This is a genomic window from Streptomyces ortus, assembly GCF_026341275.1.
Lineage (GTDB): Bacteria > Actinomycetota > Actinomycetes > Streptomycetales > Streptomycetaceae > Streptomyces > Streptomyces ortus.
In genome coordinates, this window is sequence record NZ_JAIFZO010000002.1 from 956,363 (window position 1) to 983,355 (window position 26,993).

Here is a 26,993-nt window from a genome sequence, read left to right on the forward strand (position 1 = left end):
CCGCCAGAGGCAGAGCTGTGAACGGGCAGCGAACTAGCACACTATTTAATTGACTAGTGGAACTGTTCAGCCAGCACAACCGTTCGTTGTCTGGGAACTACACAGTGGACGCGAGCAACTGAGGACAAGCCCTCGGCCTATTAGTACCGGTCAGCTCCACCCCTTACAGGGCTTCCACATCCGGCCTATCAACCCAGTCGTCTACTGGGAGCCTTAACCAATCAAGTTGGTGGGAATACTCATCTCGAAGCAGGCTTCCCGCTTAGATGCTTTCAGCGGTTATCCCTCCCGAACGTAGCCAACCAGCCATGCCCTTGGCAGGACAACTGGCACACCAGAGGTTCGTCCGTCCCGGTCCTCTCGTACTAGGGACAGCCCTTCTCAATATTCCTACGCGCACAGCGGATAGGGACCGAACTGTCTCACGACGTTCTAAACCCAGCTCGCGTACCGCTTTAATGGGCGAACAGCCCAACCCTTGGGACCGACTCCAGCCCCAGGATGCGACGAGCCGACATCGAGGTGCCAAACCATCCCGTCGATATGGACTCTTGGGGAAGATCAGCCTGTTATCCCCGGGGTACCTTTTATCCGTTGAGCGACGGCGCTTCCACAAGCCACCGCCGGATCACTAGTCCCGACTTTCGTCCCTGCTCGACCCGTCGGTCTCACAGTCAAGCTCCCTTGTGCACTTACACTCAACACCTGATTGCCAACCAGGCTGAGGGAACCTTTGGGCGCCTCCGTTACTCTTTAGGAGGCAACCGCCCCAGTTAAACTACCCATCAGACACTGTCCCTGATCCGGATCACGGACCCAGGTTAGACATCCAGCACGACCAGACTGGTATTTCAACGACGACTCCACCCGAGCTGGCGCTCAAGCTTCACAGTCTCCCAGCTATCCTACACAAGCCGAACCGAACACCAATATCAAACTATAGTAAAGGTCCCGGGGTCTTTCCGTCCTGCTGCGCGAAACGAGCATCTTTACTCGTAGTGCAATTTCACCGGGCCTATGGTTGAGACAGTCGAGAAGTCGTTACGCCATTCGTGCAGGTCGGAACTTACCCGACAAGGAATTTCGCTACCTTAGGATGGTTATAGTTACCACCGCCGTTTACTGGCGCTTAAGTTCTCAGCTTCGCCAAACCGAAGTTTGACTAACCGGTCCCCTTAACGTTCCAGCACCGGGCAGGCGTCAGTCCGTATACATCGCCTTACGGCTTCGCACGGACCTGTGTTTTTAGTAAACAGTCGCTTCTCGCTGGTCTCTGCGGCCACCCCCAGCTCACCGAGTAAATCGGATCACCAGTGATGGCCCCCCTTCTCCCGAAGTTACGGGGGCATTTTGCCGAGTTCCTTAACCATAGTTCACCCGAACGCCTCGGTATTCTCTACCTGACCACCTGAGTCGGTTTAGGGTACGGGCCGCCATGAAACTCGCTAGAGGCTTTTCTCGACAGCATAGGATCATCCACTTCACCACAATCGGCTCGGCATCAGGTCTCAGACTTATGTGAACCGGATTTACCTGGATCACGTCCTACACCCTTACCCCGGGACAACCACCGCCCGGGCTGGACTACCTTCCTGCGTCACCCCATCACTCACCTACTACAGGTCTGGTCCGTCGGCTCCACCACTTTCCATTCCCCGAAGGGTCCGGAACGGCTTCACGGACTTAGCATCGCCTGGTTCGATGTTTGACGCTTCACAGCGGGTACCGGAATATCAACCGGTTATCCATCGACTACGCCTGTCGGCCTCGCCTTAGGTCCCGACTTACCCTGGGCAGATCAGCTTGACCCAGGAACCCTTAGTCAATCGGCGCACACGTTTCTCACGTGTGTATCGCTACTCATGCCTGCATTCTCACTCGTGAACCGTCCACCACTGCCTTCCGGCGCGGCTTCACCCGGCACACGACGCTCCCCTACCCATCCATACTCCCGTTGGGGATATGTGTATGAATGACACGACTTCGGCGGTACGCTTGAGCCCCGCTACATTGTCGGCGCGGAATCACTAGACCAGTGAGCTATTACGCACTCTTTCAAGGGTGGCTGCTTCTAAGCCAACCTCCTGGTTGTCTGTGCGACTCCACATCCTTTCCCACTTAGCGTACGCTTAGGGGCCTTAGTCGATGCTCTGGGCTGTTTCCCTCTCGACCATGGAGCTTATCCCCCACAGTCTCACTGCCGCGCTCTCACTTACCGGCATTCGGAGTTTGGCTAAGGTCAGTAACCCGGTAGGGCCCATCGCCTATCCAGTGCTCTACCTCCGGCAAGAAACACACGACGCTGCACCTAAATGCATTTCGGGGAGAACCAGCTATCACGGAGTTTGATTGGCCTTTCACCCCTAACCACAGGTCATCCCCCAGGTTTTCAACCCTGGTGGGTTCGGTCCTCCACGACCTCTTACAGCCGCTTCAACCTGCCCATGGCTAGATCACTCCGCTTCGGGTCTTGAGCGCGCTACTATACCGCCCTATTCGGACTCGCTTTCGCTACGGCTTCCCCACACGGGTTAACCTCGCAACACACCGCAAACTCGCAGGCTCATTCTTCAAAAGGCACGCAGTCACGACGCACCAAGTAAACTTGATGCGCGACGCTCCCACGGCTTGTAGGCACACGGTTTCAGGTACTATTTCACTCCGCTCCCGCGGTACTTTTCACCATTCCCTCACGGTACTATCCGCTATCGGTCACCAGGGAATATTTAGGCTTAGCGGGTGGTCCCGCCAGATTCACACGGGATTTCTCGGGCCCCGTGCTACTTGGGTGTCTCTCAAACGAGCCGTTGATGTTTCGACTACGGGGGTCTTACCCTCTACGCCGGACCTTTCGCATGTCCTTCGCCTACACCAACGGTTTCTGACTCGCCTCACAGCCGGCAGACTGTGAAAGAGAGATCCCACAACCCCGCATGCGCAACCCCTGCCGGGTCTCACACACATACGGTTTGGCCTCATCCGGTTTCGCTCGCCACTACTCCCGGAATCACGGTTGTTTTCTCTTCCTGCGGGTACTGAGATGTTTCACTTCCCCGCGTTCCCTCCACACACCCTATGTGTTCAGATGTGGGTGACAGCCCATGACGACTGCCGGGTTTCCCCATTCGGAAACCCCCGGATCAAAGCCTGGTTGACGGCTCCCCGGGGACTATCGTGGCCTCCCACGTCCTTCATCGGTTCCTGGTACCAAGGCATCCACCGTGCGCCCTTAAAAACTTGGCCACAGATGCTCGCGTCCACTGTGCAGTTCTCAAACAACGACCAACCACCCATCACCCCCGGAAAACTCCGGAGTGCACTGGGGCCGGCACTGAAGATCCAGACTTGAAGTCCGTACCCTCAGACACCCAACAGCGTGCCCGACACCCTCATCCCTTCAGGTCTGCTTTCCACGCCCCGAAGGACAGTACTTGCAGCCGAAGAAGGCTGAGTGTGCCGAATAATCAACGTTCCACCCTTGAGCAACCAGCACCGGACGTTCGCCGATGAACTGGCCTCTGGACCATCAGGCAGAACCTGACAGCCAAGAAGTGCTCCTTAGAAAGGAGGTGATCCAGCCGCACCTTCCGGTACGGCTACCTTGTTACGACTTCGTCCCAATCGCCAGTCCCACCTTCGACAGCTCCCTCCCCACAAGGGGGTTGGGCCACCGGCTTCGGGTGTTACCGACTTTCGTGACGTGACGGGCGGTGTGTACAAGGCCCGGGAACGTATTCACCGCAGCAATGCTGATCTGCGATTACTAGCAACTCCGACTTCATGGGGTCGAGTTGCAGACCCCAATCCGAACTGAGACAGGCTTTTTGAGATTCGCTCCACCTTGCGGTATCGCAGCTCATTGTACCTGCCATTGTAGCACGTGTGCAGCCCAAGACATAAGGGGCATGATGACTTGACGTCGTCCCCACCTTCCTCCGAGTTGACCCCGGCAGTCTCCTGTGAGTCCCCATCACCCCGAAGGGCATGCTGGCAACACAGAACAAGGGTTGCGCTCGTTGCGGGACTTAACCCAACATCTCACGACACGAGCTGACGACAGCCATGCACCACCTGTCACCCGACCACAAGGGGGGCACCATCTCTGATGCTTTCCGGGCGATGTCAAGCCTTGGTAAGGTTCTTCGCGTTGCGTCGAATTAAGCCACATGCTCCGCTGCTTGTGCGGGCCCCCGTCAATTCCTTTGAGTTTTAGCCTTGCGGCCGTACTCCCCAGGCGGGGAACTTAATGCGTTAGCTGCGGCACCGACGACGTGGAATGTCGCCAACACCTAGTTCCCACCGTTTACGGCGTGGACTACCAGGGTATCTAATCCTGTTCGCTCCCCACGCTTTCGCTCCTCAGCGTCAGTAATGGCCCAGAGATCCGCCTTCGCCACCGGTGTTCCTCCTGATATCTGCGCATTTCACCGCTACACCAGGAATTCCGATCTCCCCTACCACACTCTAGTCTGCCCGTATCGAATGCAGACCCGGGGTTAAGCCCCGGGCTTTCACATCCGACGCGACAGACCGCCTACGAGCTCTTTACGCCCAATAATTCCGGACAACGCTTGCGCCCTACGTATTACCGCGGCTGCTGGCACGTAGTTAGCCGGCGCTTCTTCTGCAGGTACCGTCACTTTCGCTTCTTCCCTGCTGAAAGAGGTTTACAACCCGAAGGCCGTCATCCCTCACGCGGCGTCGCTGCATCAGGCTTTCGCCCATTGTGCAATATTCCCCACTGCTGCCTCCCGTAGGAGTCTGGGCCGTGTCTCAGTCCCAGTGTGGCCGGTCGCCCTCTCAGGCCGGCTACCCGTCGTCGCCTTGGTGAGCCACTACCTCACCAACAAGCTGATAGGCCGCGGGCTCATCCTTCACCGCCGGAGCTTTTAACCCCCACAGATGCCTGCAGAAGTATCATCCGGTATTAGACCCCGTTTCCAGGGCTTGTCCCAGAGTGAAGGGCAGATTGCCCACGTGTTACTCACCCGTTCGCCACTAATCCCCACCGAAGTGGTTCATCGTTCGACTTGCATGTGTTAAGCACGCCGCCAGCGTTCGTCCTGAGCCAGGATCAAACTCTCCGTGAATGTTTACCGGTAATCCGGTTCACATCATGAGAGCGGAACGACCAACCGGAATAAGGAAGGCCGTTCACAGCGTCCTCGCTGATGCGCCTGCCGTGCTTGCGCCCGGCAGGACTTTTTCAAAGGAACCTCCACCCACCACCCTGCGGTGATGGACGGGGTATCAACATATCTGGCGTTGATTTTTGGCACGCTGTTGAGTTCTCAAGGAACGGACGCTTCCTTTGTACTCACCCTCTCGGGCTTTCCTCCGGGCTTTTCCCTTCGGTCTTGCGTTTCCGACTCTATCAGACCGTTTCCGGCTCCGATTCCCAGTCGGTGGGCTTTGCCTATTGGCCTTGCGGCCTTTCGACATTCACTACGTTAGCCGATCCCCTCGGCAACTCATAATCGAGTCCCGCGAGTTCGAATTCAGGCATACGGACACGCTGAATCGACCCTCGCTGAGAGGAAGTCGTAGGTAGTGGGTTGGCCACTTCCGGCTGCTGGCTGAACGCAGTACCCGGGTCAAGCGGCTCGGGCCACGTTACGTATCGCCCAAGGACGAGTCAAGTTCGGCGGCGGCGAGGGGTGTGGGCCCGATACGGGCTCACCGTCGGGTCGTCGCTGATCCAGAAGCGCCAGGGGTGGACGCCTCCGTCGCCTGACACTCCGGTGCGTGGGCCGTTGAGTACCTGGTCGGAGGTCACCGGGGTGCCGTGCAGGAGGCTCAGCGGTGAACGCTGCGAGGCGCAGGCGTCCGTGCCGTCGAGGGACCGGTCGACGCCCAGGGCCGTGGCCAGGCGGGCCGGGCCTTTGGCCAGTTCTCGGTCGTGTCGGGCCGAAAGTCGACGTTTGCGTGCGAGTTCGGCGCCTGCGGTGACCTCTCCCGCGCGGAGCAGGACCGCGCTCGCCCTGCCCTTCGGGCCGCAGACCAGGTTCATGCAGTGCCACATGCCGTAGGTGAAGTAGACGTACACGTACCCGGGTGGACCGAACATCACCGCGTTGCGGGCCGTGGGGCCGCGGAAGGCGTGGGAGCCGGGGTCGTTCGGGCCGTCGTAGGCCTCGACCTCCGTGATGCGCAGCTCGATGGGATCGGCCGAACCGTCCATGTCCATGCGCACGAGTACGCGCCCCAGGAGGTCGGGGGCGACCTCAAGTACAGGTCGGTCGAAGAAGTCCCGGGTGAGGGGCGTACGGTCAGGGGCCGCGATCATGGCTTCCGAGCGTACTTCACACGTCCGAATACGGGCGGGGTGGTCAGGGAGCGCCCGGCTTGCCAGGGTGAAGACGCGGAACCGGACCCGGCCGGATCGCGTATGTATGGATCAAGGATCCGATCCGGACCGGACAACCCGGACCGAACAACAACGGGGCGTTGCCCGAAAGAGGAGAAGACGATGGGGTTCAAGCGGCTGCTTGCGAGCATGGGTGCCGGTGGGGCTTCGGTCGAGACGGAGCTGACCGAGGTCAACGTCGTTCCCGGTGGCGTCGTCCAGGGCGAGGTGCGGATCCAGGGCGGATCCGTGAACCAGGCGATCGAGGGACTGTCGGTCGGGCTGCAGGCCAAGGTCGAGGTCGAGGGCCACGACGACCAGGAGTACAAGCAGAACATCGAGTTCACGAAGGTTCAGCTCGGCGGTGCCTTCGAACTCCAGGCCAACGGCGTGCACGCGGTGCCGTTCGGTCTTGAGATCCCGTGGGAGACGCCGATCACGAACATCGCCGGTCAGTCGCTGCGCGGTATGAACATCGGTGTGACCACGGAGCTGGCCATCGCGCGCGCGGTGGACTCCGGTGACCTGGACCCGATCAACGTGCACCCGCTGCCGGCGCAGCAGGCACTGCTGGACGCCTTCATCCAGTTGGGCTTCCGCTTCAAGAGCGCGGACCTGGAGAAGGGGCACATCCGGGGTACGCGGCAGAAGCTGCCGTTCTACCAGGAGATCGAGTTCTTCCCGCCGCAGCAGTACCGCGGTCTCAACCAGGTGGAGCTGACCTTCGTCGCGGACGACCGCGAGATGGACGTCGTCCTGGAGATGGACAAGAAGCCGGGTCTGTTCAGCGAGGGCAGCGACTCCTTCCGCTCTTTCCAGGTCGGCCTCAACGACTTCCAGGGCACCGACTGGGCCGCGTACCTCAACCAGTGGCTGTCCGAGGTGGGCAGCCGCCGCAACTGGTTCTAGGGCGCCCAGGACCTGGCGGGCCTAAGCTCGGGACGTGACTTCTCCGGAGCAGGAATCCCGTAGTCCAGTAGTCCAGTAGTCCCGAGCAGGAACCGATCAGGAGGTACCGAGGTGACGGAGTCGACGAGGCCGCCGCTTCCCCATGACTTCCATCCCGCCGTGCCGTCGTTCACTGTGACCAGTGAGGACGTCGAGGCGGGTGGGACGCTGAAGGACGCTCAGGTCCAGGCGGCCGGGAACACCTCGCCGCAGGTGCGCTGGGAGGGTTTCCCGGCGGAGACCAAGAGTTTCGCCGTGACGTGTTTCGACCCGGACGCCCCCACGGGGAGTGGATTCTGGCACTGGGTCGTGTTCGACATTCCCGTCTCGGTGACGGAATTGCCGGCGGGCGCGGGCACGGGGAAGTTCGAGGGGCTGCCCGAGGGCGCGATCCACGTGCGCAACGACTACGGGTCGAAGGACTTCGGAGGTGCCGCGCCCCCGGCGGGTGATCCGGCGCACCGGTACGTGTTCACCGTGTACGCGGTGGACCAGGAGAAGCTCGGTCCTGACGCGGACGCCTCGCCGGCCGTGGTGGGCTTCAATCTGCGGTTCCACACGCTCGCGAGGGCGCAGCTCGTCGCCGAGTACGCGGCTCCGGCGGAGAGCTGACCTTTCACTGAGTGTTTTGCCCGTCCCTGGTCTTGGAATTGATCAGGGGCGGGCATTTTTATTGCGTTGTCCATCTCGACGTGCCCGGCCAGAGTTGATCCACGCCCGCCAGGTGGTGGGCCGGTGCACATGGGAGGTGGGCTGGATGCGGGACACGCTGGTGCTGAACGCGAGCTTCGAGCCGCTGTCGACGGTGACGTTGAACCGAGCCGTCGTTCTGGTGCTGCAGGACAAGGCTGTCGTCGAGCAGGCCCACCCCGAACTGCGTATGCGCGGAGCCGCGCTGGACATACCCGCGCCGCGGGTGATCAGGCTCTGCCGTTATGTGCGGGTGCCCTTCCGAAGACAAGCACCGTGGTCACGGCGGGGTGTGCTGGTGCGTGACCGGCACAAGTGCGCGTACTGCGGGCGGCGGGCGACCACGGTGGACCACGTGGTGCCGCGGGCTCAGGGGGGTCAGGACTCGTGGCTGAACACGGTGGCGTCGTGTGCGGAGGACAATCACCGGAAGGCTGCTCGGACGCCTGACCAGGCGGGGATGCCGTTGCTGCGGCGGCCGTTCGAGCCTACGCCGGCGGATGCGATGTTGCTCGCGCTGGGGCGGGATGACCTTGAGGCTCTGCCGGAGTGGCTTGCGCAGCCGGCGTAGTCGCTCCGACTGAGGGGGGTGCGGGGCGTTGTCGGGTGCGGGTCCGCTGTGGCTGGCTGCGCAGTTCCCCGCGCCCCTAGGGGGTTCAGCCCCTCTGGCGTTTGAGGAGCGGGGGGTCGGGGCGGAGCCCCTGAGCCCCCCGCTACGTGGCTGAGCGGGTCAGTCCACTGACGGCTTTTCTCGGCGTTCCGTGCCGCCGCCGCCCTGGTTGCCGCCGCCCATCGGCCCGAAGTTGCCCATCGCGCCGCTCAGACCCTTGAGCGCGTCGCCGATCTCGCTCGGCACGATCCAGAGCTTGTTCGCGTCGCCCTCGGCGATCTTCGGCAGCATCTGGAGGTACTGGTAGGCCAGCAGCTTCTGGTCCGCGTCACCGGCGTGGATGGACTCGAAGACCGTACGGATCGCCTGGGCCTCGCCCTCGGCGCGCAGCGCGGCGGCCCTGGCCTCACCCTCTGCACGCAGGATGGCCGACTGCTTCTCACCCTCGGCGGTGAGGATCTGCGACTGGCGGATACCTTCCGCGGTGAGGATCGCGGCGCGCTTGTCGCGGTCCGCGCGCATCTGCTTCTCCATCGAGTCCTGGATGGAGGTGGGCGGCTCGATCGCCTTGAGCTCGACGCGGTTGACGCGGATGCCCCACTTGCCGGTGGCTTCGTCGAGGACTCCGCGCAGGGCCGCGTTGATCTCCTCGCGGGAGGTCAGGGTCCGCTCCAGGTCCATGCCGCCGATGATGTTGCGGAGCGTGGTGACGGTGAGCTGCTCGATCGCCTGGATGTAGCTGGCGACCTCGTAGGTCGCGGCGCGGGCGTCCGTCACCTGGTAGTAGATGACGGTGTCGATGTTCACGACCAGGTTGTCCTGGGTGATCACCGGCTGGGGCGGGAACGGCACGACCTGCTCGCGGAGGTCGATGCGGTTGCGGATCGAGTCGATGAACGGGACGACGATGTTCAGGCCCGCGTTGAGAGTGCGCGTGTAACGGCCGAACCGCTCGACGATCGCGGCGCTGGCCTGGGGAATGACTTGGATGGTCTTGATCAACGCGATGAAGACCAACACCACCAGAATGATCAGGACGATGATGATCGGTTCCATCGTGGCTCCCCGTACCCTTCTCCGCCTCGGTGCTTCCGGAAATCCTGTGACTGCCGAAGATCTGCTGACTGTCGAAGATCTTGCTGGACGAGTGTGACAGACCACAACTCGCCACGTGCGACGTTCCGTTCACTGGACGTCTTGGACGCCTCGGGTGCCTCGGGTGCCTCGGTGGCCTCGGGTGCGTCGGGTGCGTCGGGTCGTCACACGATGATCGCCGTGGCTCCTTCGATCTCCACCACATCCACTTCCTGGCCCACGTCGTAGGCGCGGGTGGTGTCGAGGGAGCGTGCGGACCAGATCTCTCCCGCGAGTTTGATCCGGCCTCCCGAACCGTCCACCTTCTCCAGGACGACGGCTTGCCTGCCCTTCAACGCGTCGATTCCCGTAGCCAGTTCAGGTCGCTGCGCACGGTGCCGGGCCGCGACGGGCCGTACCACCGCGATGAGGGCGACGGAGACGGCGGCGAAGACGACGACCTGGACGACGACACCGCCTCCGAACCCCGCGGTCACGGCGCCCGCGACGGCGCCGACGGCGAGCATGCCGAATTCCGGCATCGCGGTCACGACCAACGGGATTCCGAGCCCGGCCGCGCCGATCAGCCACCACACCCAAGCGTCGATGTCGTTCACACGGTCATGGTAAGTCCGCAGGTCCCGTCCCCGACAGGGCGCCGATCCGGTTGGGGCGGGTGTTCCCGGTTGTCGTAGGAGGTTTGTCAGGACAAGTCCGCCGGCCCGGGCCCGTCAGGACAGCGGCAGGCCCTGGGCGGTCCAGCGGTCGCCGGCCTGGCTGACGACGAGCGGGAGGCCGAAGCACAACGAGAGGTTGCGCGAGGTGAGTTCCAGCTCCAGGGGGCCCGCCGCGAGCACCTTGCCCTGACGGATCATCAGGACGTGGGTGAAGCCGGGGGCGATCTCCTCCACATGGTGCGTGACCATGATCATGGAGGGGGCGATCGGGTCGCGGGCCAGGCGGCCGAGACGGCGTACGAGGTCCTCGCGCCCGCCGAGGTCGAGACCGGCGGCGGGCTCGTCGAGGAGCAGCAGCTCGGGGTCGGTCATCAGCGCGCGGGCGATGAGGGTGCGCTTGCGCTCGCCCTCGGAGAGCGTGCCGAACCTGCGGTCGACGAAGTCGGTCATGCCGAGGCGGTCGAGGAAGGCGCGGGCGCGCTGCTCGTCGATGTCCTCGTAGTCCTCGTGCCAGCCGGCGGTCATGCCGTAGGCGGCGGTCAGCACCGTCTGCAGGACGGTCTGGCGCTTGGGGAGCTTCTCGGCCATGGCGATGCCGGCCACGCCGATCCGCGGGCGCAGCTCGAACACGTCGACCTTGCCGAGGGTCTCACCGAGGATGGTGGCGGTGCCCTGGCTGGGGAAGAGGTAGCTGGAGGCGAGGTTGAGGAGGGTCGTCTTTCCGGCGCCGTTGGGGCCGAGGATGACCCAGCGCTCGCCTTCCTTGACCGACCAGGAGACCTGGTCCACCAGAGCCCGGCCCTCTCGGACCACGGATACGTCCTCAAGCTCCAGTACATCGCTCATGAGCGCGCTGTCTCCCATTGCAGTCTCGGCCGTCGCTGACGTCTGTGGACGCAGCCCCCAGGGAAAACCTACGCCACCGGTCGACCCGTCCAATCCATCGGCCGGTCCTTAAGCGGTTCCTTAAAGTGGGAGGCATGCTTTCGGAACCACGTTCAGGACGGTTGGCGGCATGGGGAAACGCACTGTTGGCCGGATTTGTCTCACCGGATGACGCGGTCGTCGCCATCGTCGGGGAGGACGCCGTGCACCGGGTCGCGGGGCTGCCCGGCGAGACGGCGCCCGTCGGGCTCTCGCTCGCCCTGGGGCGGCTGCGCACGCTCGGGGCGACCGGGCTGCGGGTCGCGCTGCCCGCGCCCGGGCATCCCCTCGGGCTGAGCGGCCCGCCGGACTTCAACGCGCGCGCGTTGGAGGCCGAGGAGGCCGTCGTCTGTCAGGGGGTCGGTCTCGGCCTCGTACCCGAGGTGTACGAGGCCGGGCCCGACGGCGATGTGCATGTGGAGGTCGTCTGGCACTGTCTGCCGGTGCGCGAGGGGCCGCCCGCCGATGTGCCGTCCCTCGGGGAGGCGGAGCGGGAGCTCGCGGAGGCGCTGCGGGACGCGACCGAGGTGCTGTCGCGGCTCGACGTGGCGGGGTCGGGGCCGGTCGCCGAGGCGGCGATCGACGCGTACCGGGCGCGGGCCGAGCGGGACGGCGAGGTGCTCGCTCCCGGTTATCCGCCCCGGGCGGTGCGGGTGCTGGCGCTGTCCCGGCGGGTCGGGCTGCTGGTCTCGGTGGCGCACGGCAACGGGTCCGGTGGGGCTGTGAGCGCGTCGGAGATGGCCGCGCGCTCCGAGGCGCTGCGGCCGGTCGAACGGACGGCCAGGCGGGCTCAGGTGGCGGCGTACAACGCGTTCGTGGAGGAGCGGGAGCGCGGGGTGCGCTGAGGGTCGCGGAGGCCCCGGTTGAGGCGCCGGTCGACGAAGGCCACCGGCACGGCCGAGGGCCCCGCGGACCGTGTGGTCCGCGGGGCCCTCAGGGCGGTCGGGGCGTCAGTCGTTGACAGCCTCGTTGCCGAAGGTCGGGTTCAGGAGCCCGATCACGTTGATGCTGTCACCGACGACGTTGACGGGGACGTGGATCGGCGCCTGGACCGCGTTGCCCGAGGCGACGCCCGGGGACTTCACGGCAGCGGCGTCGGCGTCCGAGTCGGCGACAGCCGCACCGGCCGAGGCACCCGCTGCGATACCGGCGACGGTGACGGCCAGTGCGGCCTTCTTGGCGATGTTCATGAAAAGCGTTCCTCCTGCGATTGCGTATCCGGCCCTGCCGCGGGCCGTAGCCTGAGAAACGTCCGAGGGGCGCGGACGGCACGGTGGCCGGGCGCGTTCTGCCCGTTCGGGCCAGTGGTCCGACGAGCCGAAAAACGGACCGGCCTCCCAGGCGAACCTGGGAGGCCGGTGGTCATGTGACCCGGGGCGTACGTCAGCCGTTGAAGCCGTCGTTGCCGAACGCCGGGTTCAGGATGCCGATGACGTTCACGGTGTTGCCGACCGCGTTCACCGGGATGGCGACCGGGACCTGGACGAGGTTGCCCGAGGCGACACCCGGCGAGCCCACGGCCTGACCGGCGGCGTGCGCACCGTCGGTGGCGGAGGCGAAACCGGCACCGGCGGCAACGAGGCCACCGGCCACCATCGTGACGGCAGCGGCCTTCTTCAGGTTCTTCACTTCTGAGCCCTCTCCTTGCGAACCACTGCGGCAGAGCGCCGCAGCACGCACTGAAGAACGGCGGCGGCCGGCGAAGGATGCGCCATCCGGGGGACATTCCCACGACGGTATGAATCTCAGTCCGGAGGCAGGCCCTCCGAATTGCCGTCCCCCGGACCGGCCGTTGCGCGTATCAGCAGGTCATCAGCCCGTCACACCGTGGCGTACGGCCCACAGCGCGGCCTGGGTGCGGTCGGAGAGGTCGAGCTTCATCAGAATGTTCGATACGTGCGTCTTGACGGTCTTCTCGGAGAGGACGAGGGCGCGGGCTATCTCGCGGTTGGAGCGGCCGTCGGCGATCAGGCCGAGCACCTCGCGCTCCCGCTCCGTGAGCGAACTCCCTCTTCCCTGGCTGTAGTTGACGCCCTCCTGGGACAGCAGCGCGTCGGCCACCTCGGACTGCAGCAGGATGTGCCCGGCGTGAACCGAGCGGATGGCCCCGGCGAGCGCGTCCGGGTCCACGTCCTTGTAGACATAGCCCGCGGCGCCCGCGCGCAGGGCCGGGATCACCGTGCGCTGCTCGGTGAAGCTGGTGACGACGAGCACGCGCGCGGGGTTGTCCAGTTCGCGGAGCCTGCGCAGGGCCTCGACGCCGTCCATGCCCGGCATCTTGACGTCCATGAGGACGACGTCGGGCTTCAACTCCTCGGCGCGGGCGACTCCTTCGGCGCCGTCGGACGCCTCCCCCACGACCTCGATGTCTTCCTGCACCTCAAGGAAGGTGCGCAGCCCTCGGCGGACGACCTGGTGGTCGTCGACGAGCAGCACCTTGATCGCGTCAGCCACCAGGAACCTCCATCTCGATCGTGGTGCCCTTGCCCGGCGCTGATGCGACGGTGAGCTCGCCGCCGACGCCGTTGGTCCGGTCGCGCATGGAGACCAGGCCGAGATGGCGTCCCGCGCGGCGGGTCGCGCTCGGCTCGAAGCCCCTGCCGTCGTCCGTGACGCGCAGGACGGCGCCCGGACCGCGCTTCTCCACGGTGACGTCGACGCGGGCCGCGCCCGAGTGCCGCAGCGCGTTGTGCAGCGCCTCCTGGGCGACCCGCAGCATGGCCTCCTCCTGGGCGGCGGGCAGCGCGCGGACGCCGCGGCTGTCGAAGGTCACGCGCGCGGAGTGGGCCCGGTCGAGGACCTGTGTCTGGGTGCGCAACGTGGCGACCAGGCCGTCCTCGTCGAGGGCGGCGGGGCGCAACTCGACGACGGCGGCGCGCAGTTCGTCGGCCGCCTCGGCGGCGAGGGCGGCCACCTGCTGGAGTTCGCCCTTGGCGCGGTCCGGGTCGCGGTCCACCAGGGCCGCGGCGGCCTGGGCGGTCAGGCGCAGGGAGAACAGCTTCTGGCTGACGGCGTCGTGCAGTTCGTGGGCGATGCGGGAGCGTTCCTCGGCGATGGTCAGCTCACGGCTGCGCTCGTACAGCCGGGCGTTCGTGAGGGCGATCGCGGCGTGCTGGGCGAGGATCCCGAGCACGTCCTCGTCGTCCTCGGTGAAACCGCAGCCGCCCGTCGGCCGTGCGCAGTTCTTGTTGGCCAGGAAGAGTGCGCCGAGGACCTCGTCGCCGTCGCGGATGGGCAGGCCGAGGAAGTCGGACATGTCGGGGTGGGCGGCGGGCCAGCCCTCGAAGCGCGGGTCCTCGCGGACGTCGGCGAGGCGCTCCGGGCGGGCCTGGTGCAGCATCGCGGCGAGGATGCCGTGCTGGCGCGGGAGCGGGCCGATGGCCTTCCACTGGGCATCGCTGACACCATCGACGACGAACTGGGCGAAGCCGCCGTGGTCGTCGGGGACCCCCAGGGCCGCGTACTGCGCGTCGAGCAGTTCGCGGGCGGAGGCGACGATCGTCTTGAGGACGTCGCGCACCTCGAGATGCCTGCTCATGGCCAGCAGCGCGGTGCTCACCGCGAGCAGGCCCGACCGGGGTCCTTGACTCATGACCTCACGGTACCGGCGGGGTGCGACAGCCGGATCCGGCCTGTGGACGGGCCGCTCATGGGCCGCTGGACCTAGGGTCTGTCTGACAATTCCCGTCTGCCGCGCGACGCCATGCACGCACTCTCGCCGCACCGGGCGCAGAGCCAAGTACGTCCAGTACGAGGCTCTACGCCCGGCACACCGAGAGCACGCACCTGACGCCGCGCAGCCGCCCTACGGGCGACGACGGGAATTGTCAGACAGACCCTAGGCCGAAGTGCCCCGGTGCGCTGCGGCCCGCGCACGAGGCGGACAGGTCCTCTCGGTTCCTACGTTGAGGACGACCCGCCGGGAGCGGCGGTTCCGGGACGAGGGGACGGATCATGCCGGTAGCGATCATCACGGGGGCCTCGAAGGGGCTCGGGCGCGCGCTCGCCGAGGCGCTGGCGGAGCGCGGCTGGGATCTGGTGCTGGACGCCAGAACCGCGCGGCCCCTCCAGGAGGCGGCGGCCGTCCTCAGTAAGTACGGAGCACGGGTACGGGCGCTGCCCGGGGACGTCACGGACGCCGCGCACCGGGGCCGGCTGGTGGCGGCGGCCCGGGAGCTCGGCGGCGTCGATCTGCTGGTGAACAACGCGAGCGCGCTGGGCGCCGAACCGCTCGTACGGCTCGAATCGCTGGCTGCGGACGGGCTCAGGCGTGCGCTGGAGGTCAATGTGGTCGCGGCGCTCGGGCTGGTCCAGGAGGCGCTGCCGCTGTTGCGAAGGTCGGCGGCGGGCGCGGTGATCGCGGTCAGTTCGGACGCGGCAGCGGAGGCGTACGAGACCTGGGGCGGCTACGGGGCGTCGAAGGCGGCGCTCGACCAGCTCTCCGCGGTGCTCGGGGAGGAGGAGCCGGGCCTGCGGGTCTGGGCGGTCGACCCGGGTGACATGGGTACGGACCTGTACGCGGCGGCCGTTCCCGAGGACGACGATCCGCGGCCCGACCCGGCGGGCGTCGCGCCGGCCTTCCTGAGGCTGCTGGACGGGCGTCCGGCGAGTGGACGCTACCGGGCCTCCGCGCTGCTGGAGCGGCGATGACGACCGCCATGGGGGTGCCTCCGCTCGACGGCGGCCGGCCGGGGAGCTGGACGCTCCCCGCGGAGCTGTCGGCGTCCGTGCCGGCCGAGCAGCGGGGTCCGGGGCTCGACCGCGACGCCGTCCGTCTGCTCGTCTCCCACGGGACCCGGGTGTCGCACCACGCGTTCGTGGAGCTGCCGGGTCTGCTGCGGGCCGGGGACCTGCTCGTCGTGAACACCTCGATGACGCTGGCGGCGGCGGTGGACGGGAGAGCGGGGCACGCGCGCGCGGTGGTGCACTTCTCCACCCGGGGCGACGACGGGCGCTGGGCGGTGGAGCTGCGGGAGCCCGACGGGAGGGGGACCACGCGCGCACGCGGGGGCGGGCCCGCGGGGACGGAGGTGCGGCTGCCCGGAAACGTACGGCTCGTGCTGGAGGAGCCGCTGTCGGGGCGGAACGCGCGGCTGTGGTGGGGGCGGGTCTTTGACGCCGACGTGCCGGGGCTGCTGCGGCGGCACGGGAGGCCCATCCGCTACTCCTACACGGAGCGGGACCAGCCGCTGTCCGCGTACCGGACCGTTTTCGCGCTGGCGTCCGCCGACGGGGCGGGGAGTGCGGAGATGCCGAGCGCCTCGCGGCCCTTCACGGCGCGGCTGGTGGCGGAGCTGGTGAGCCGGGGTGTGCAGTTCGCGCCGGTCACCCTGCATACGGGGGTCGCCTCGGCCGAGGCGCACGAGCCGCCGTATCCGGAGCGCTTCGCGGTGCCGGAGACCTCGGCGCGGCTGATCAACGCGGCGAGGGCCGGGGGCGGCAGGGTCGTCGGGGTCGGCACCACGGCCGTCCGCGCCGTGGAGTCGGCGGCCGGTCCCGACGGGGTGGTGCGCGCCGCGCGGGGCTGGACCGGTCTGGTGGTGACCCCGGAGCGCGGGGTGGGGGTCGTCGACGGGCTGCTCACCGGGCTGCACGAGCCGCGGGCCTCACATCTGCTGATGCTGGAGGCGATCGCGGGCAGGGAGGCCGTCGACCGTGGGTACCAGGAGGCGCTGCGCGGGCGCTATCTGTGGCACGAGTTCGGCGACGTGCACCTCATCCTCCCGGAGGAGGACCCTCACGCAGAGGGTTGCCGCAGCAACTCCCGGTGAGTTCCCGGTGCGCTCGATGTGAGCCCGCACATAGGGCACACATCACGTACGAACGGGCATAGGAGACAACCGGATCCCTGGTGAGCGGGACAGACGTGCCAGTCTGTCCCGATTTGCCCTTTGGGGGTCCACTACCCGAGGTCGTACGTCACACCTTTGCCATCGAAAATTCGGGCCGCTAACAATGGCTCCCGTCGCTCGATGCCGAAGGTGCTTACCCACGGCGTCAGATCCGGAAACACTTCTTGTCCCCATCGGATCGAGAGCGGCCTCCGCGCTACTCGAAGAGGTCCTCCAGCCATGCCCAAGCAGCACAGCATTCCTGGTCGCATCCCCGCCATGACCAAGGCCCACAAGCTCTCGTTCGCCGGTGTCGCCACGCTCGGCGCCGCCGCGCTCGCGTTCTCGCTGGCTCCCGCCGACACGAAGGCGAGCACCGACGCGGTCTCCGCGGCCCCCGCCGCGTTCTCGTCGGAGCACCTGAAGGTCAAGACCGTCGGCCTCAGCGGCCAGCTCGCCGACGCCCAGGCCGCCGCCGCGAAGAAGAAGGCCGCCGACGCCGCCGCCACGAAGAAGGCCGCCGAGGCAGCCGCGGCGAAGAAGGCCGCGGACGCCCGCAAGGCCAAGGAGGCCGCGAGCCGGTCCGCCCAGCGCGCCGCGGTCAAGCCGGTCGCCGCGAAGACCTACGCGAACAACCTCGACGGCTGGATACGCCAGTCGCTGGACATCATGAAGAAGCACGGCATCCCCGGCACGTACGACGGACTGCACCGCAACATCATGCGGGAGTCCTCGGGCAACCCGAACGCGATCAACGGCTGGGACATCAACGCCATCAACGGCGTCCCGTCCATCGGTCTGCTGCAGGTCATCAAGCCGACCTTCGACGCCTACCACGTCGCCGGCACCGTCCACAGCCAGTACAACCCGGTCGCCAACATCACCGCCGCCGCCAACTACGCGGCGGACCGGTACGGCTCGATCGACAACGTCAACAGCGCGTACTGAGGTCTGCGCGGACCTCTGCCCCGTACGCCGAAAAGGGCGGCACCCCCAGCGGGGTGCCGCCCTTCGCGCGTGCCGCTCGCGGCGTACTACTTGCGCATGACCTCCGGCTCGTGGCGGCGCAGGAAGCGGGCCACCAGGAAGGCGCAGACCGCGGCGAGGGCGAACAGGGCCGTCATGTCCAGGACCCAGGTCAGCGCCGTGTGGTCCCAGAGGGGGTCGGTCTCGGCCGTGTTGTGCGGGTTGATCTTGTTGAAGTCGAGCGTGGCCCCGGAGGCACCGACCGCCCAGCGCGACGGCATCAGATACGAGATCTGGTTGACGCCCACAGCGCCGTTCAGCGGGAACAGGCAGCCGGTGAAGACGACCTGGATGATCGCGAACATCACCAGCAGGGGCATGGTCTTCTCGGCGGTCTTCACCAGCGAGGAGATGACCAGGCCGAACATCATCGAGGTGAAGCCGAGCGCCATGATCGGCAGGGAGAGCTCCAGCGCGACCGCGCCGCCGAGGATCAGTCCCTCGTCGGGGATGGTCCGGCTCATGAAGCCGATCGCGCCGACCAGCGCGCCCTGGAACATCGTGATCACGCCGAGAACGATCACCTTGGACATCAGATACGCGGAGCGTGACAGGCCGGTCGCGCGCTCGCGCTCGTAGATCACCCGTTCCTTGATCAGCTCACGGACGGAGTTCGCGGCGCCCGCGAAACAGGCGCCCACCGCGAGGATCAGCAGCACGGTCGCGGCCGTGCTGTTCGGGATGGGCAGGCCGTTCGGCTGCAGTTTCTCGTTCACCAGCAGCGTCTTGTCCGGCTCGATGAGCAGGCTGACCGCGCCGAGGACCGCCGGCAGGATCACCGTCAGGGCCAGGAAGCCCTTGTCGGACGCGATGACCGAGACGTACCGCCGGACCAGTGTGCTCAGCTGGGAGACCCAGCCCTGGGGCTTCGGCGGGCGCATCGCCTGCGGCGACGGCATGGCTACGGACTGCGGGGCGACCGCGTCGATGTCCGCGGCGTACATCTGGTAGTGCTGCGAGCCCTTCCAGCGGCCCGCCCAGTCGTAGTCGCGGTAGTTCTCGAAGGCGGAGAAGACATCGGCCCAGGTGTCGTAGCCGAAGAAGTTCAGCGCCTCCTCGGGCGGACCGAAATAGGCCACGGAACCGCCGGGCGCCATGACCAGAAGTTTGTCGCAGATGGCCAGTTCGGCCACCGAGTGCGTGACGACGAGGACCGTGCGGCCGTCGTCGGCGAGGCCGCGCAGCAGCTGCATGACATCGCGGTCCATGCCCGGGTCGAGACCCGAGGTGGGCTCGTCGAGGAAGATCAGCGACGGCTTGGTCAGCAGCTCCAGGGCCACCGATACGCGCTTGCGCTGGCCACCGGAGAGGGAGGTGACCTTCTTCTCCTTGTGGACGTCGAGCTTGAGCTCGCGCAGCACCTCGTCGATCCGGGAGTCGCGCTCCTGGGTCGTGGTGTCCGCGGGGAAGCGCAGCTTGGCCGCGTACTTGAGGGCCTTCTTGACGGTCAGCTCCTTGTGCAGGATGTCGTCCTGCGGGACCAGACCGATGCGCTGACGCAGCTCGGCGAACTGCTTGTAGAGGTTTCGGTTGTCGTAGAGGACGTCACCCTCGTTGGCCGGGCGGTAGCCCGTGAGCGCCTTGAGGAGCGTCGACTTGCCGGAGCCGGAGGGGCCGATGACCGCGATGAGCGACTTCTCCGGCACGCCGAAGGAGACGTCCTTGAGGATCTGCTTGCCGCCGTCGACCGTGACGGTCAGGTGGCGGGCCGAGAAGGAGACCTCACCGGTGTCGACGAACTCCTCGAGGCGGTCGCCCACCAGGCGGAACGTCGAGTGGCCGACGCCGACGATGTCGTTCGGGCCGAGCAGCGCGGAGCCGCCCTTGGCGATCGCCACACCGTTGACGAACGTGCCGTTGTGCGAGCCGAGGTCACGGATCTCCGCCCGTCCGTCGGGCGTCGCGTGGAACTCGGCGTGGTGGCGCGAGACCTGCAGGTCGGAGACGACCAGCTCGTTCTCCAGCGCACGGCCGATCCGCATCACGCGGCCCAGCGACATCTGGTGGAACGTGGTCGGGCTGCGGTCCCCGTAGACCGGCGGCGCCCCCGCGGCGCCGCCGGAGCCCTGCTGCTGCGGGATGTGGCCGCCCTGCTGTCCCTGCTGCGACTGCTGCCAGCTCTGCTCCGGCGCCTGCGGAGTCTGCTGGGCCCAGCCGGCCGCCGGGGCGCCCTGAGCGGCGTACGGCTGCTGCTGGGACTGTGCCTGCGGTGCGGGCGCCGCGGCGCCCGTCAGGCTCAGACGTGGTCCGTCGGTCGCGTTGCCGAGGTGCACGGCCGAGCCCGGGCCGATCTCCATCTGATGGATCCGCTGGCCCTGCACGAAGGTGCCGTTGGTGCTGCCGTGGTCCTCGATGACCCAACTGCGGCCACCCCAGGTGATCGTGGCGTGACGCCAGGACACCCTGGCGTCCTCGAGCACGACGTCCCCCTGCGGATCGCGTCCGAGGCTGTATGGCCTGGACGCGTCGAGCGTCCAGGTACGTCCGTTCAATTCCAGTACGAGTTCCGGCACTCCATGCCCCACTGTGTTGTCCCCCGATGTACCCCCAACACAGGGAGTCTAGGGATGTCGAACATCGTGGGGAACTATTTCAGTAGGAGGCCCCTGACCGAAAGTCGGGCCTCGCGAAGACCGAGTACGGGCGTCTTGTCCGTTTCCGTTGACGGGGTTGAAACCGGACCGGAGAGTGGTAATCCCACGCGAGGGGGACACCGCGGCGGAGGTGTCGCGGGTGCGGAGTCGGGGGGCTGATGATGAGCGACGGGTCCGTGGGACAGGGCAGGCGCGTGCCGGTGGGCGATGTGCTGCTGTCCGCGATCGCCGCCGTGAGCTGGGCGTTGATCGGCATGGCGGGCGTGGCCGCGCTGGGGCTGCACCTGCTCGGCGCCGACGAGACGGCCTCGCTCGGACCGATGACCGCGGCGCTCGTGGCGCTCGGGGCGGGTGGTTCGGTGACGCCGTCGGGGGACATGTCCGCCTTCGGGCTCGATGGCGCGCAGGCCGACACCGCCCTCCAGATCACGCCACTCGGGGTGAGCCTGGTGGGCGCGCTGCTGCTGTCCTGGTTCTTCCTGCGCTCCCTGCGCGGGGCGGGCGCGGTGCTCGCGCCCGCCGAACTGCTGGCGCGGGCGGGCACGGTGGCCGCCCTCTTCGTGGCGCTGCTGGGGGGTCTCGCCTGGGCGGGACACGACATCATCACGATCGACGGCGGTGCGCTCGGGCTGGACAAGCTGCCCGGCGGTGGAGTGCCCGACGACGTGGAGGTGCCCGGCCTCGGCAACATCGGCGGACTGCTGCCGGACCGGCTCGGGGACCTCGCGGACGCGAAAGCCAAGGTGGGCTTCACCGTGGACACCGTCCCCACGCTCCTCGGGGGCCTGGGCTGGGTGCTCGGCGTCCTGCTGATCGCGTTGCTGGCCTCGCGCAGGACCCCGCTGCCCGGCGGCTGGACGGCCGTGCACCGGGTGGTGCGGCCCGCGGTGTCCGCGCTGGTCACGGTGTTGCTGGTGGCGGTCCTCGCGGGTTTCGCGGCGGCGGCGTACGCGGCGATCGGCGACGAGAACCCGAAGCGGATCGCCGGCGCCGCGCTGCTCGGGGCGCCCAACGGGGTGTGGCTCGGTGTCCCGATCGGGCTGTTCGTGCCGTGGGACGGGACGGCCAAGGGGCCGTTCCTGCAGTTCCTGCCGGATCCCATGGACGACCTCCTGAAGTTCTCCGACAAGCCCGTGACCCTGAGCAGGCTGGCCGAACTGGACGGCCGGGTCTGGCTGCTGGGCATCGCGGCGGCCCTGATGATGCTGTTCGCGGGCGTCCTGACCGCGGCGCGCACTCCGTTCGTACGGGAGCGGGGCGTCCTCGCCTTCGCGGCTCGTTGCGCGCTGCGGCTGGCGGTCGTGACCGCGCTGGTGCTGCCGCTGCTGGTCCGGCTGACCGAGGTGTCGGTGAACGCCTCGTTGTCCGTGCTCGGCATAGACGCCTTCGACTCCGGCATCGAGTTGCGCGGGCAGATCGGCATGGCGCTGCTGCTCGGGGCGCTGTGGGGCGCGGTCGCGGGGGCGGTGGGCGCGCTGCTCGCGTGCGCGTCGGGTGCGGCCGGCCGGCAGGCGGCACCGCTGGCACGGGGTGACGCGGACGCCACCCCGGACGCCGTCGCCTCGTACGCGGAGGTGGCCGGGCGGGGCGCCGGGCAGGAGGCGGGTCAGGCAGCCGGGGAGGCCGAGGCCGGTCCCTACCGCCCGGGGACGCCGTTCCGGCCGACGAACCCGGAGACGAACCCCTACTTGCGGATCCCCGAAGAGTTACGGGAGTCCGGGCCCGGGCGGCACGCCGGCCCCCACTCCCCCGGTGGCCCGCGACCGCCCGGCGGCCAGCCCCGCGACCCGGGTGGACAGGCCCGGCCTCCCGGCGCACAGGCACCGCCCCCACGTGGGCATGGGCAGCAGCAGCCTCCCGGCGCTCAGCCACGCCCCCCGGGCGGACAAGCACAACCTCCCGGCGCTCAGCCACAGCCCCCTGGCGGGCAGCCTCCACGTGGCGGTGGGCAGCCGCCCGGCTCGCGTCCGCCGGACGATGTGCCGGACGATGTGTACGGGGCGCAGACGATGATCGGTCCCATCCCGCCGGCGTCCCGTCCGGGGTCTCCCGGGGCCGGACCCCGGCGCCGCCCCCGCTCGTCGCAGGACGGGCCGCCGCCCCCACCGGACGAGCTGCCGCCCCCGCCTCCGCCGCGCAAACCGGGCGGGCGCCGCTGACCGGGAAACGGTGAACGGGAAAGAGTGGACGGGGACCGGGACGCGGACCGACGTGTGGCCGACACAGCCGCCACGGCGTGTACGGGCCCGGGACACCCGGACGACATGTACTGTTCCCTGTCCGTCAGGCGGACCTCAGGGGCCTCCGGCACGGAGTGCCGGATACGGTGTACGCACCATGAGCGCATCACAGACCTCTGATGTTCCCACTGATGTCCCCACTCTTCTCGTCAAGATCTTCGGCAAGGACCGCCCAGGTATCACCGCCGGACTCTTCGACACCCTCGCCGCCTACTCGGTCGACGTCGTCGACATCGAGCAGGTCGTCACCCGTGGCCGGATCGTGCTGTGCGCGCTCGTGACGCATCCGCCGGCCGGTCTGGAGGGCGATCTGCGGGCCACCGTGCACAGCTGGGCGGACTCGATGCGGTTGCAGACCGAGATCATCTCCGGTCGCGGCGACAACCGGCCCCGCGGGCACGGCAGGTCGCTGGTGACCGTGCTCGGGCATCCGCTCACCGCTGAGTCGACGGCCGCCATCGCCGCCCGGATCACCGGGGCCGGCGGCAACATCGACCGTATCTTCCGGCTCGCCAAGTACCCCGTGACCGCGGTCGAGTTCGCGGTGTCCGGTACGGAGCCCGAGAAGCTGCGGACCGCTCTGGTGACCGAGGCCGCGGCGCTCGGCGTCGACATCGCGGTGGTCGCGGCCGGGCTGCACCGGCGGGCCCAGCGCCTGGTCGTCATGGACGTGGACTCCACGCTCATCCAGGACGAGGTCATCGAGCTGTTCGCGGCGCACGCCGGCTGCGAGGCCGAGGTCGCCGAGGTGACGGCCGCCGCGATGCGCGGCGAGCTGGACTTCGAGCAGTCCCTGCACGCACGCGTGAAGCTGCTCGCGGGCCTCGACGCCTCCGTGGTGGACAAGGTGCGCAGCGAGGTCCGGCTGACCCCGGGGGCGCGCACGCTCATCCGCACGCTGAAGCGGCTCGGCTTCCAGGTCGGTGTCGTCTCGGGCGGGTTCACCCAGGTCACGGACGATCTGCGGGAGCGGCTCGGGCTGGACTTCGCCCAGGCCAACACCCTGGAGATCGTCGACGGGAAACTGACGGGCCGGGTCATCGGCGAGGTCGTGGACCGGGCGGGCAAGGCGCGGTTGCTGCGCCGGTTCGCCGCGGAGGCGGGCGTACCGATCTCCCAGACGGTGGCGATCGGCGACGGGGCCAATGACCTGGACATGCTCAACGCGGCCGGTCTCGGGGTCGCCTTCAACGCCAAGCCGGTGGTGCGCCAGGCGGCGCACACCGCGGTGAACTTCCCCTTCCTGGACACGGTCCTCTACCTGCTGGGCGTGACCCGCGAAGAGGTCGAGGCGGCGGACATGCACGTGGACTGACCGCCCGCCCTCGTGGACGCGCTCTCGCGAGCATGTGGGGTCCCACGGAGGCTCCCTCGGGGCCTGCCGCGACAGGGACGGGGCCCGGCACCTGATGGTGCCGGGCCCCGTCCGCGCTCACGGCGTGGTCACTCGGACGGGTCCCAGTAGTCGAGCAGGGTGGCGGCGCCGGGCTCCAGGCTCTTCCACGAGCCGGTGAAGGAGAGGACGGCGAACGCGGCGGGGTGGAACTCGCGGTTCACCCCTTCCCGGGCGTCGGCCGCGGACCGGCCGACGAGGATGTCGGTGAGACCCTGCACCCCGGGGTTGTGGCCGATCAGGAGGGCGTTCTGCGCGTCGTCCGGCGTTTCGTTCAGTACGGCGATCAGCTCGCCCGGGGAGGCCTCGTAGAGCCGCTCCTCGTAGACCGTCTTCGGCCGGCGCGGCAGTTCCTGGACGGCGAGCTTCCAGGTCTCGCGGGTCCGGGTCGCGGTGGAGCAGAGGGCCAGATCGAAGGGGATGCCGGTATCGGCCAGTTTGCGTCCGGCGACGGCGGCGTCCTTGCGGCCCCGCTCGGCCAGCGGACGCTCGTGGTCGGGCACTTCGGGCCAGTCGGCCTTCGCATGCCGGAAAAGGACGATCCTGCGGGGTTCTGCGACGCTCATGGGTCCCAGCTTCGCATGAAACACGCCACGGGGCGCAGGGAGTTGATGCGCTGCCCCACCACCGGGTGCGGGGAGCTCGGGAGCCCCGGTGCGGCACGGTCCCAGGAGGCGACGCGCGGGCGGCTCAGGAGCCCTGGTGCAGCACCATCTGCTGGATCCGCTCGAAGAGGCTGCCGACCGCCGGGTCCGCGCCCGCCGCGTGGGCGTCCGCGGGGTTCAGTATCAGCAGCAGGAGGGCCACGAAGGCCAGCGCGGGGAGGAGCAGCGCCCACCAGGGCAGTCGCGTATCGACGCCGCGCCCGGTCGCCGGGTGGGGCGGGGTGTGCGTTGGGGCCGACATGCCGCCTCCGTGGGGCTCCGAGTGGTCCGTGGTCCGCGTCCTCGCGGTCACATCTCGAAGGTACGGACTCGGGAACCCTCAACCCATCCGGTGATCCACCCACTTGACCCTGACACTCGCCCCCTAGGGGACGGGGGGATAACCCCACCACCCGCCCTCGTGAGGGCTCGGCGCAGTGCGGTCAGGGTGAGGCGATGGACGCGATGACGCCGATGACCACGAAGATGAGGAGGAACGCGCCGAAGACGAGGAGCATCTTCTTCTGGCCGTTCTTGGGGTTCGGATCGAGCACGGGCATACGCCCAGTCTCGCACTCTTCGCCCGGCTCCTCACGGGTGGGGTCGGTGTCCGGGGGCGGTCAGCGCCCGGCCTCGTCCTCCACCGTGCGGTCGCGGCCCGCCAGGACGCCCACCACGATCTGCGGGACCAGCAGGCCCGCCATGAGCGCGATCGGCAGCCCCCAGCCGCCGCTGTGCTGGTAGAGCACGCCCACCAGCAGCGGGCCGGGGATCGAGATGAGGTAGCCGGTGCTCTGTGCGAAGGCCGAGAGCTGCACGACGCCCGCGCCGGTCCTGGCCCGCATGCCGACCATGGTGAGGGCCAGCGGGAACGCGCAGTTGGCGATACCGAGCAGCAGGGCCCACGCCCAGGCGCCGCCGGCCGGGGCGAAGTAGAGCCCCGCGTAGCCGGCGAACCCGCAGAGGCCGAGGGCGACGACGATGGGCCCCTGGTGGGGCAGCCGGGTGGCCAGCCGCGGTATGACGAAGGCGAGGGGCACGCCCATCACCATCGTGACCGCGAGCAGTAGTCCGGCGGTGCCCGCCGGGACGCCGGCGTCCCGGAAGATCTGCGCCATCCAGCCCATCGTGATGTACGCGGCGGTGGCCTGCAGCCCGAAGAAGACGGCGAGGGCCCAGGCGGTACGACTGCGGGTGATCCGCAGCGGGGCGGACGCCTCCCGCGCCCCGGAAACCGAGGCCGGGACCGAAGTCTGGGCAGGTGCCGAAGCGCGGGCCGGAGCAGCCGCAGGGGCCCGGGCCGGGGCGGGCTCGGCGGACAAGGGGGTGCCCTTGGCCCGTACCAGCGGGATCCAGGGCAGGACGGCGGCGGCTGCGAGAGCCGCCCAGACGGCGAGGCCCGACTGCCAGTTCCCGCCCAGGGCCCGGGTCATGGGCACGGTGACGGCCGCCGCGGCGGCGGTGCCGAGGGCGAGGGCCATGGAGTAGAGGCCGGTCATGGTGCCGACCCGGTCCGGGAACCAGCGCTTGACGATCACCGGCATGAGGACGTTGCTGACGGCGATGCCCATGAGGGCGAGGGCGCTGGCCACCAGGAAGCCCGCCGTGCCGCCCACGAAGGGGCGCAGCACCAGCCCCGTACCGATCGCGAGCATGCCGGCACAGACCACCGCGGCGGGTCCGAAGCGACGGGCGAGGCGCGGCGCCATGACGCCGAAGACGGCGAAGCAGAGCGGCGGTACGGAGGTGAGGAGTCCGGCGACGCTGCCGCTCATGCCGAGGCCGTCGCGCACCTCTTCGAGGAGGGCGCCCAGGCTGGTGATGGCGGGGCGCAGGTTGAGGGCCGTCAGGACGATGCCGGCGATCACCAGACGCGTCATCCACGCGCGCGTGGGGGGCGTGTGCGGGTCGGCGACCCGCGCGGAGCCGCGTACCGGTGTCGTGGTCGGTATCGATGGGGACACGGTCGTCCTGGTTTCCTCGCCTGTCATGAACC

At 68.0% G+C, this 26,993-nt stretch carries 22 protein-coding genes and 2 rRNA genes; 9 read left to right on the forward strand and 15 right to left on the reverse strand.

Annotated features, from left to right (window positions below; translation table 11 throughout):
* Positions 1-120: 120 nt before the first annotated feature.
* The 3 genes from K3769_RS07445 to K3769_RS07455 form a co-directional block, all read right to left on the reverse strand.
* Positions 121-3,243, reverse strand: a 23S ribosomal RNA gene (locus K3769_RS07445).
* A gap of 319 nt (positions 3,244-3,562) precedes the next feature.
* Positions 3,563-5,090: ribosomal RNA gene (locus K3769_RS07450) — 16S ribosomal RNA — on the reverse strand.
* Together the 16S and 23S rRNA genes form the textbook arrangement of a ribosomal RNA operon.
* A 545-nt stretch (positions 5,091-5,635) precedes the next feature.
* A complete protein-coding gene (locus tag K3769_RS07455) occupies positions 5,636-6,286 on the reverse strand; it encodes a DNA-3-methyladenine glycosylase (protein ID WP_267025649.1) in 651 nt (216 codons plus the stop codon).
* Positions 6,287-6,469: 183 nt separating this feature from the next.
* Between K3769_RS07455 and K3769_RS07460 the strand changes: the two genes are divergently transcribed.
* The 3 genes from K3769_RS07460 (at position 6,470) to K3769_RS07470 (ending at position 8,555) form a co-directional block, all read left to right on the forward strand.
* A complete protein-coding gene (locus K3769_RS07460) occupies positions 6,470-7,255 on the forward strand; it encodes a sporulation protein (protein ID WP_267025650.1) in 786 nt (261 codons plus the stop codon).
* 111 nt (positions 7,256-7,366) lie between these two features.
* Positions 7,367-7,906, forward strand: coding sequence for a YbhB/YbcL family Raf kinase inhibitor-like protein (locus tag K3769_RS07465; RefSeq protein WP_267025651.1), 540 nt, complete (start codon positions 7,367-7,369; stop codon positions 7,904-7,906).
* 145 nt (positions 7,907-8,051) lie between these two features.
* A complete protein-coding gene (locus K3769_RS07470; protein ID WP_107017795.1) occupies positions 8,052-8,555 on the forward strand; it encodes an HNH endonuclease in 504 nt (167 codons plus the stop codon).
* Between the two features lie 159 nt (positions 8,556-8,714).
* On the opposite strand, the gene K3769_RS07475 is transcribed toward K3769_RS07470, so the two are convergent.
* The 3 genes from K3769_RS07475 to K3769_RS07485 form a co-directional block, all read right to left on the reverse strand.
* Positions 8,715-9,650 (reverse strand): SPFH domain-containing protein, encoded by a 936-nt coding sequence (locus K3769_RS07475; RefSeq protein WP_107017794.1) that lies wholly within the window; start codon positions 9,648-9,650, stop codon positions 8,715-8,717.
* A 203-nt stretch (positions 9,651-9,853) separates the two neighbouring features.
* A complete protein-coding gene (locus K3769_RS07480) occupies positions 9,854-10,285 on the reverse strand; it encodes an NfeD family protein (RefSeq protein ID WP_267025652.1) in 432 nt (143 codons plus the stop codon).
* Positions 10,286-10,399: 114 nt separating this feature from the next.
* The gene (locus tag K3769_RS07485; protein WP_267025653.1) at positions 10,400-11,191 is read right to left on the reverse strand and encodes an ABC transporter ATP-binding protein; all 792 of its coding nucleotides are present in this window, start codon (positions 11,189-11,191) and stop codon (positions 10,400-10,402) included.
* A 134-nt stretch (positions 11,192-11,325) separates the two neighbouring features.
* On the opposite strand from K3769_RS07485, the gene K3769_RS07490 reads away from it, so the two are divergent.
* Complete coding sequence (locus K3769_RS07490) at positions 11,326-12,114, forward strand: Rv1486c family protein (protein ID WP_267025654.1); 789 nt, start codon at positions 11,326-11,328, stop codon at positions 12,112-12,114.
* 105 nt (positions 12,115-12,219) lie between these two features.
* On the opposite strand, the gene K3769_RS07495 is transcribed toward K3769_RS07490, so the two are convergent.
* The 4 genes from K3769_RS07495 to K3769_RS07510 form a co-directional block, all read right to left on the reverse strand.
* Positions 12,220-12,459: a chaplin gene (locus tag K3769_RS07495; protein ID WP_189770468.1), complete on the reverse strand. Its 240-nt coding sequence runs from the start codon at positions 12,457-12,459 to the stop codon at positions 12,220-12,222.
* Positions 12,460-12,652: 193 nt separating this feature from the next.
* Positions 12,653-12,898, reverse strand: a complete 246-nt coding sequence (gene chpE, locus K3769_RS07500) for a chaplin ChpE (protein WP_107017790.1) — start codon at positions 12,896-12,898, stop codon at positions 12,653-12,655.
* Positions 12,899-13,081: 183 nt separating this feature from the next.
* Positions 13,082-13,723 (reverse strand): response regulator, encoded by a 642-nt coding sequence (locus K3769_RS07505; RefSeq protein WP_267025655.1) that lies wholly within the window; start codon positions 13,721-13,723, stop codon positions 13,082-13,084.
* Positions 13,716-14,861 (reverse strand): GAF domain-containing sensor histidine kinase, encoded by a 1,146-nt coding sequence (locus tag K3769_RS07510; RefSeq protein ID WP_267025656.1) that lies wholly within the window; start codon positions 14,859-14,861, stop codon positions 13,716-13,718. The genes K3769_RS07505 and K3769_RS07510 overlap by 8 nt, the downstream gene beginning before the upstream one ends.
* A gap of 362 nt (positions 14,862-15,223) precedes the next feature.
* Between K3769_RS07510 and K3769_RS07515 the strand changes: the two genes are divergently transcribed.
* The 3 genes from K3769_RS07515 to K3769_RS07525 all read left to right on the forward strand — a co-directional run bounded on the left by K3769_RS07515 (position 15,224) and on the right by K3769_RS07525 (position 18,048).
* Positions 15,224-15,919 carry an SDR family NAD(P)-dependent oxidoreductase gene (locus K3769_RS07515; RefSeq protein WP_267025657.1) on the forward strand — a complete coding sequence of 232 codons (696 nt, stop codon included), beginning with the start codon at positions 15,224-15,226 and terminating at the stop codon, positions 15,917-15,919.
* Positions 15,916-17,040 carry an S-adenosylmethionine:tRNA ribosyltransferase-isomerase gene (locus tag K3769_RS07520; RefSeq protein ID WP_267025658.1) on the forward strand — a complete coding sequence of 375 codons (1,125 nt, stop codon included), beginning with the start codon at positions 15,916-15,918 and terminating at the stop codon, positions 17,038-17,040. The genes K3769_RS07515 and K3769_RS07520 overlap by 4 nt, the downstream gene beginning before the upstream one ends.
* 300 nt (positions 17,041-17,340) lie before the next feature.
* Entirely contained in the window at positions 17,341-18,048 is a 708-nt protein-coding gene (locus K3769_RS07525) for a transglycosylase SLT domain-containing protein (RefSeq protein ID WP_267025659.1), read from the forward strand.
* Between the two features lie 86 nt (positions 18,049-18,134).
* On the opposite strand, the gene K3769_RS07530 is transcribed toward K3769_RS07525, so the two are convergent.
* On the reverse strand, positions 18,135-20,639 hold the full coding sequence (locus K3769_RS07530; protein ID WP_267025660.1) for an ABC transporter ATP-binding protein/permease: 2,505 nt from the start codon (positions 20,637-20,639) through the stop codon (positions 18,135-18,137).
* Positions 20,640-20,878: 239 nt separating this feature from the next.
* Here K3769_RS07530 and K3769_RS07535 point away from each other — a divergent pair, with 239 nt between their 5' ends.
* Entirely contained in the window at positions 20,879-22,879 is a 2,001-nt protein-coding gene (locus K3769_RS07535; RefSeq protein WP_267025661.1) for a streptophobe family protein, read from the forward strand.
* Positions 22,880-23,057: 178 nt separating this feature from the next.
* Positions 23,058-24,275 carry a phosphoserine phosphatase SerB gene (gene serB, locus K3769_RS07540; protein ID WP_267025662.1) on the forward strand — a complete coding sequence of 406 codons (1,218 nt, stop codon included), beginning with the start codon at positions 23,058-23,060 and terminating at the stop codon, positions 24,273-24,275.
* Positions 24,276-24,403: 128 nt separating this feature from the next.
* On the opposite strand, the gene K3769_RS07545 is transcribed toward serB, so the two are convergent.
* From K3769_RS07545 to K3769_RS07560, 4 genes are all read right to left on the reverse strand, one after another.
* Positions 24,404-24,919, reverse strand: coding sequence for a SixA phosphatase family protein (locus tag K3769_RS07545; protein WP_267025663.1), 516 nt, complete (start codon positions 24,917-24,919; stop codon positions 24,404-24,406).
* A gap of 124 nt (positions 24,920-25,043) precedes the next feature.
* Positions 25,044-25,259 carry a hypothetical protein gene (locus tag K3769_RS07550; RefSeq protein ID WP_267025664.1) on the reverse strand — a complete coding sequence of 72 codons (216 nt, stop codon included), beginning with the start codon at positions 25,257-25,259 and terminating at the stop codon, positions 25,044-25,046.
* Between the two features lie 181 nt (positions 25,260-25,440).
* Positions 25,441-25,557: an SGM_5486 family transporter-associated protein gene (locus tag K3769_RS07555; protein ID WP_107017780.1), complete on the reverse strand. Its 117-nt coding sequence runs from the start codon at positions 25,555-25,557 to the stop codon at positions 25,441-25,443.
* A gap of 60 nt (positions 25,558-25,617) precedes the next feature.
* On the reverse strand, positions 25,618-26,988 hold the full coding sequence (locus tag K3769_RS07560) for a CynX/NimT family MFS transporter (RefSeq protein WP_372514880.1): 1,371 nt from the start codon (positions 26,986-26,988) through the stop codon (positions 25,618-25,620).
* Positions 26,989-26,993: the final 5 nt, after the last annotated feature.

Bases quoted from the DNA above. Each gene is read 5' to 3' on its own strand.
- serB (WP_267025662.1), top strand. From the start codon at position 23,058: ATGAGCGCATCACAGACCTCTGATGTTCCCACTGATGTCCCCACTCTT.
- K3769_RS07535 (WP_267025661.1), top strand. From the start codon at position 20,879: ATGATGAGCGACGGGTCCGTGGGACAGGGCAGGCGCGTGCCGGTGGGC.
- K3769_RS07545 (WP_267025663.1), bottom strand. From the start codon at position 24,919: ATGAGCGTCGCAGAACCCCGCAGGATCGTCCTTTTCCGGCATGCGAAG.
- K3769_RS07485 (WP_267025653.1), bottom strand. From the start codon at position 11,191: ATGAGCGATGTACTGGAGCTTGAGGACGTATCCGTGGTCCGAGAGGGC.
- K3769_RS07560 (WP_372514880.1), bottom strand. From the start codon at position 26,988: ATGACAGGCGAGGAAACCAGGACGACCGTGTCCCCATCGATACCGACC.
- K3769_RS07525 (WP_267025659.1), top strand. From the start codon at position 17,341: ATGCCCAAGCAGCACAGCATTCCTGGTCGCATCCCCGCCATGACCAAG.
- K3769_RS07495 (WP_189770468.1), bottom strand. From the start codon at position 12,459: ATGAACATCGCCAAGAAGGCCGCACTGGCCGTCACCGTCGCCGGTATC.
- K3769_RS07460 (WP_267025650.1), top strand. From the start codon at position 6,470: ATGGGGTTCAAGCGGCTGCTTGCGAGCATGGGTGCCGGTGGGGCTTCG.
- K3769_RS07455 (WP_267025649.1), bottom strand. From the start codon at position 6,286: ATGATCGCGGCCCCTGACCGTACGCCCCTCACCCGGGACTTCTTCGAC.
- K3769_RS07550 (WP_267025664.1), bottom strand. From the start codon at position 25,259: ATGTCGGCCCCAACGCACACCCCGCCCCACCCGGCGACCGGGCGCGGC.
- K3769_RS07520 (WP_267025658.1), top strand. From the start codon at position 15,916: ATGACGACCGCCATGGGGGTGCCTCCGCTCGACGGCGGCCGGCCGGGG.
- K3769_RS07475 (WP_107017794.1), bottom strand. From the start codon at position 9,650: ATGGAACCGATCATCATCGTCCTGATCATTCTGGTGGTGTTGGTCTTC.
- K3769_RS07470 (WP_107017795.1), top strand. From the start codon at position 8,052: ATGCGGGACACGCTGGTGCTGAACGCGAGCTTCGAGCCGCTGTCGACG.
- K3769_RS07490 (WP_267025654.1), top strand. From the start codon at position 11,326: ATGCTTTCGGAACCACGTTCAGGACGGTTGGCGGCATGGGGAAACGCA.
- K3769_RS07515 (WP_267025657.1), top strand. From the start codon at position 15,224: ATGCCGGTAGCGATCATCACGGGGGCCTCGAAGGGGCTCGGGCGCGCG.
- K3769_RS07510 (WP_267025656.1), bottom strand. From the start codon at position 14,861: ATGAGTCAAGGACCCCGGTCGGGCCTGCTCGCGGTGAGCACCGCGCTG.
- K3769_RS07555 (WP_107017780.1), bottom strand. From the start codon at position 25,557: ATGCCCGTGCTCGATCCGAACCCCAAGAACGGCCAGAAGAAGATGCTC.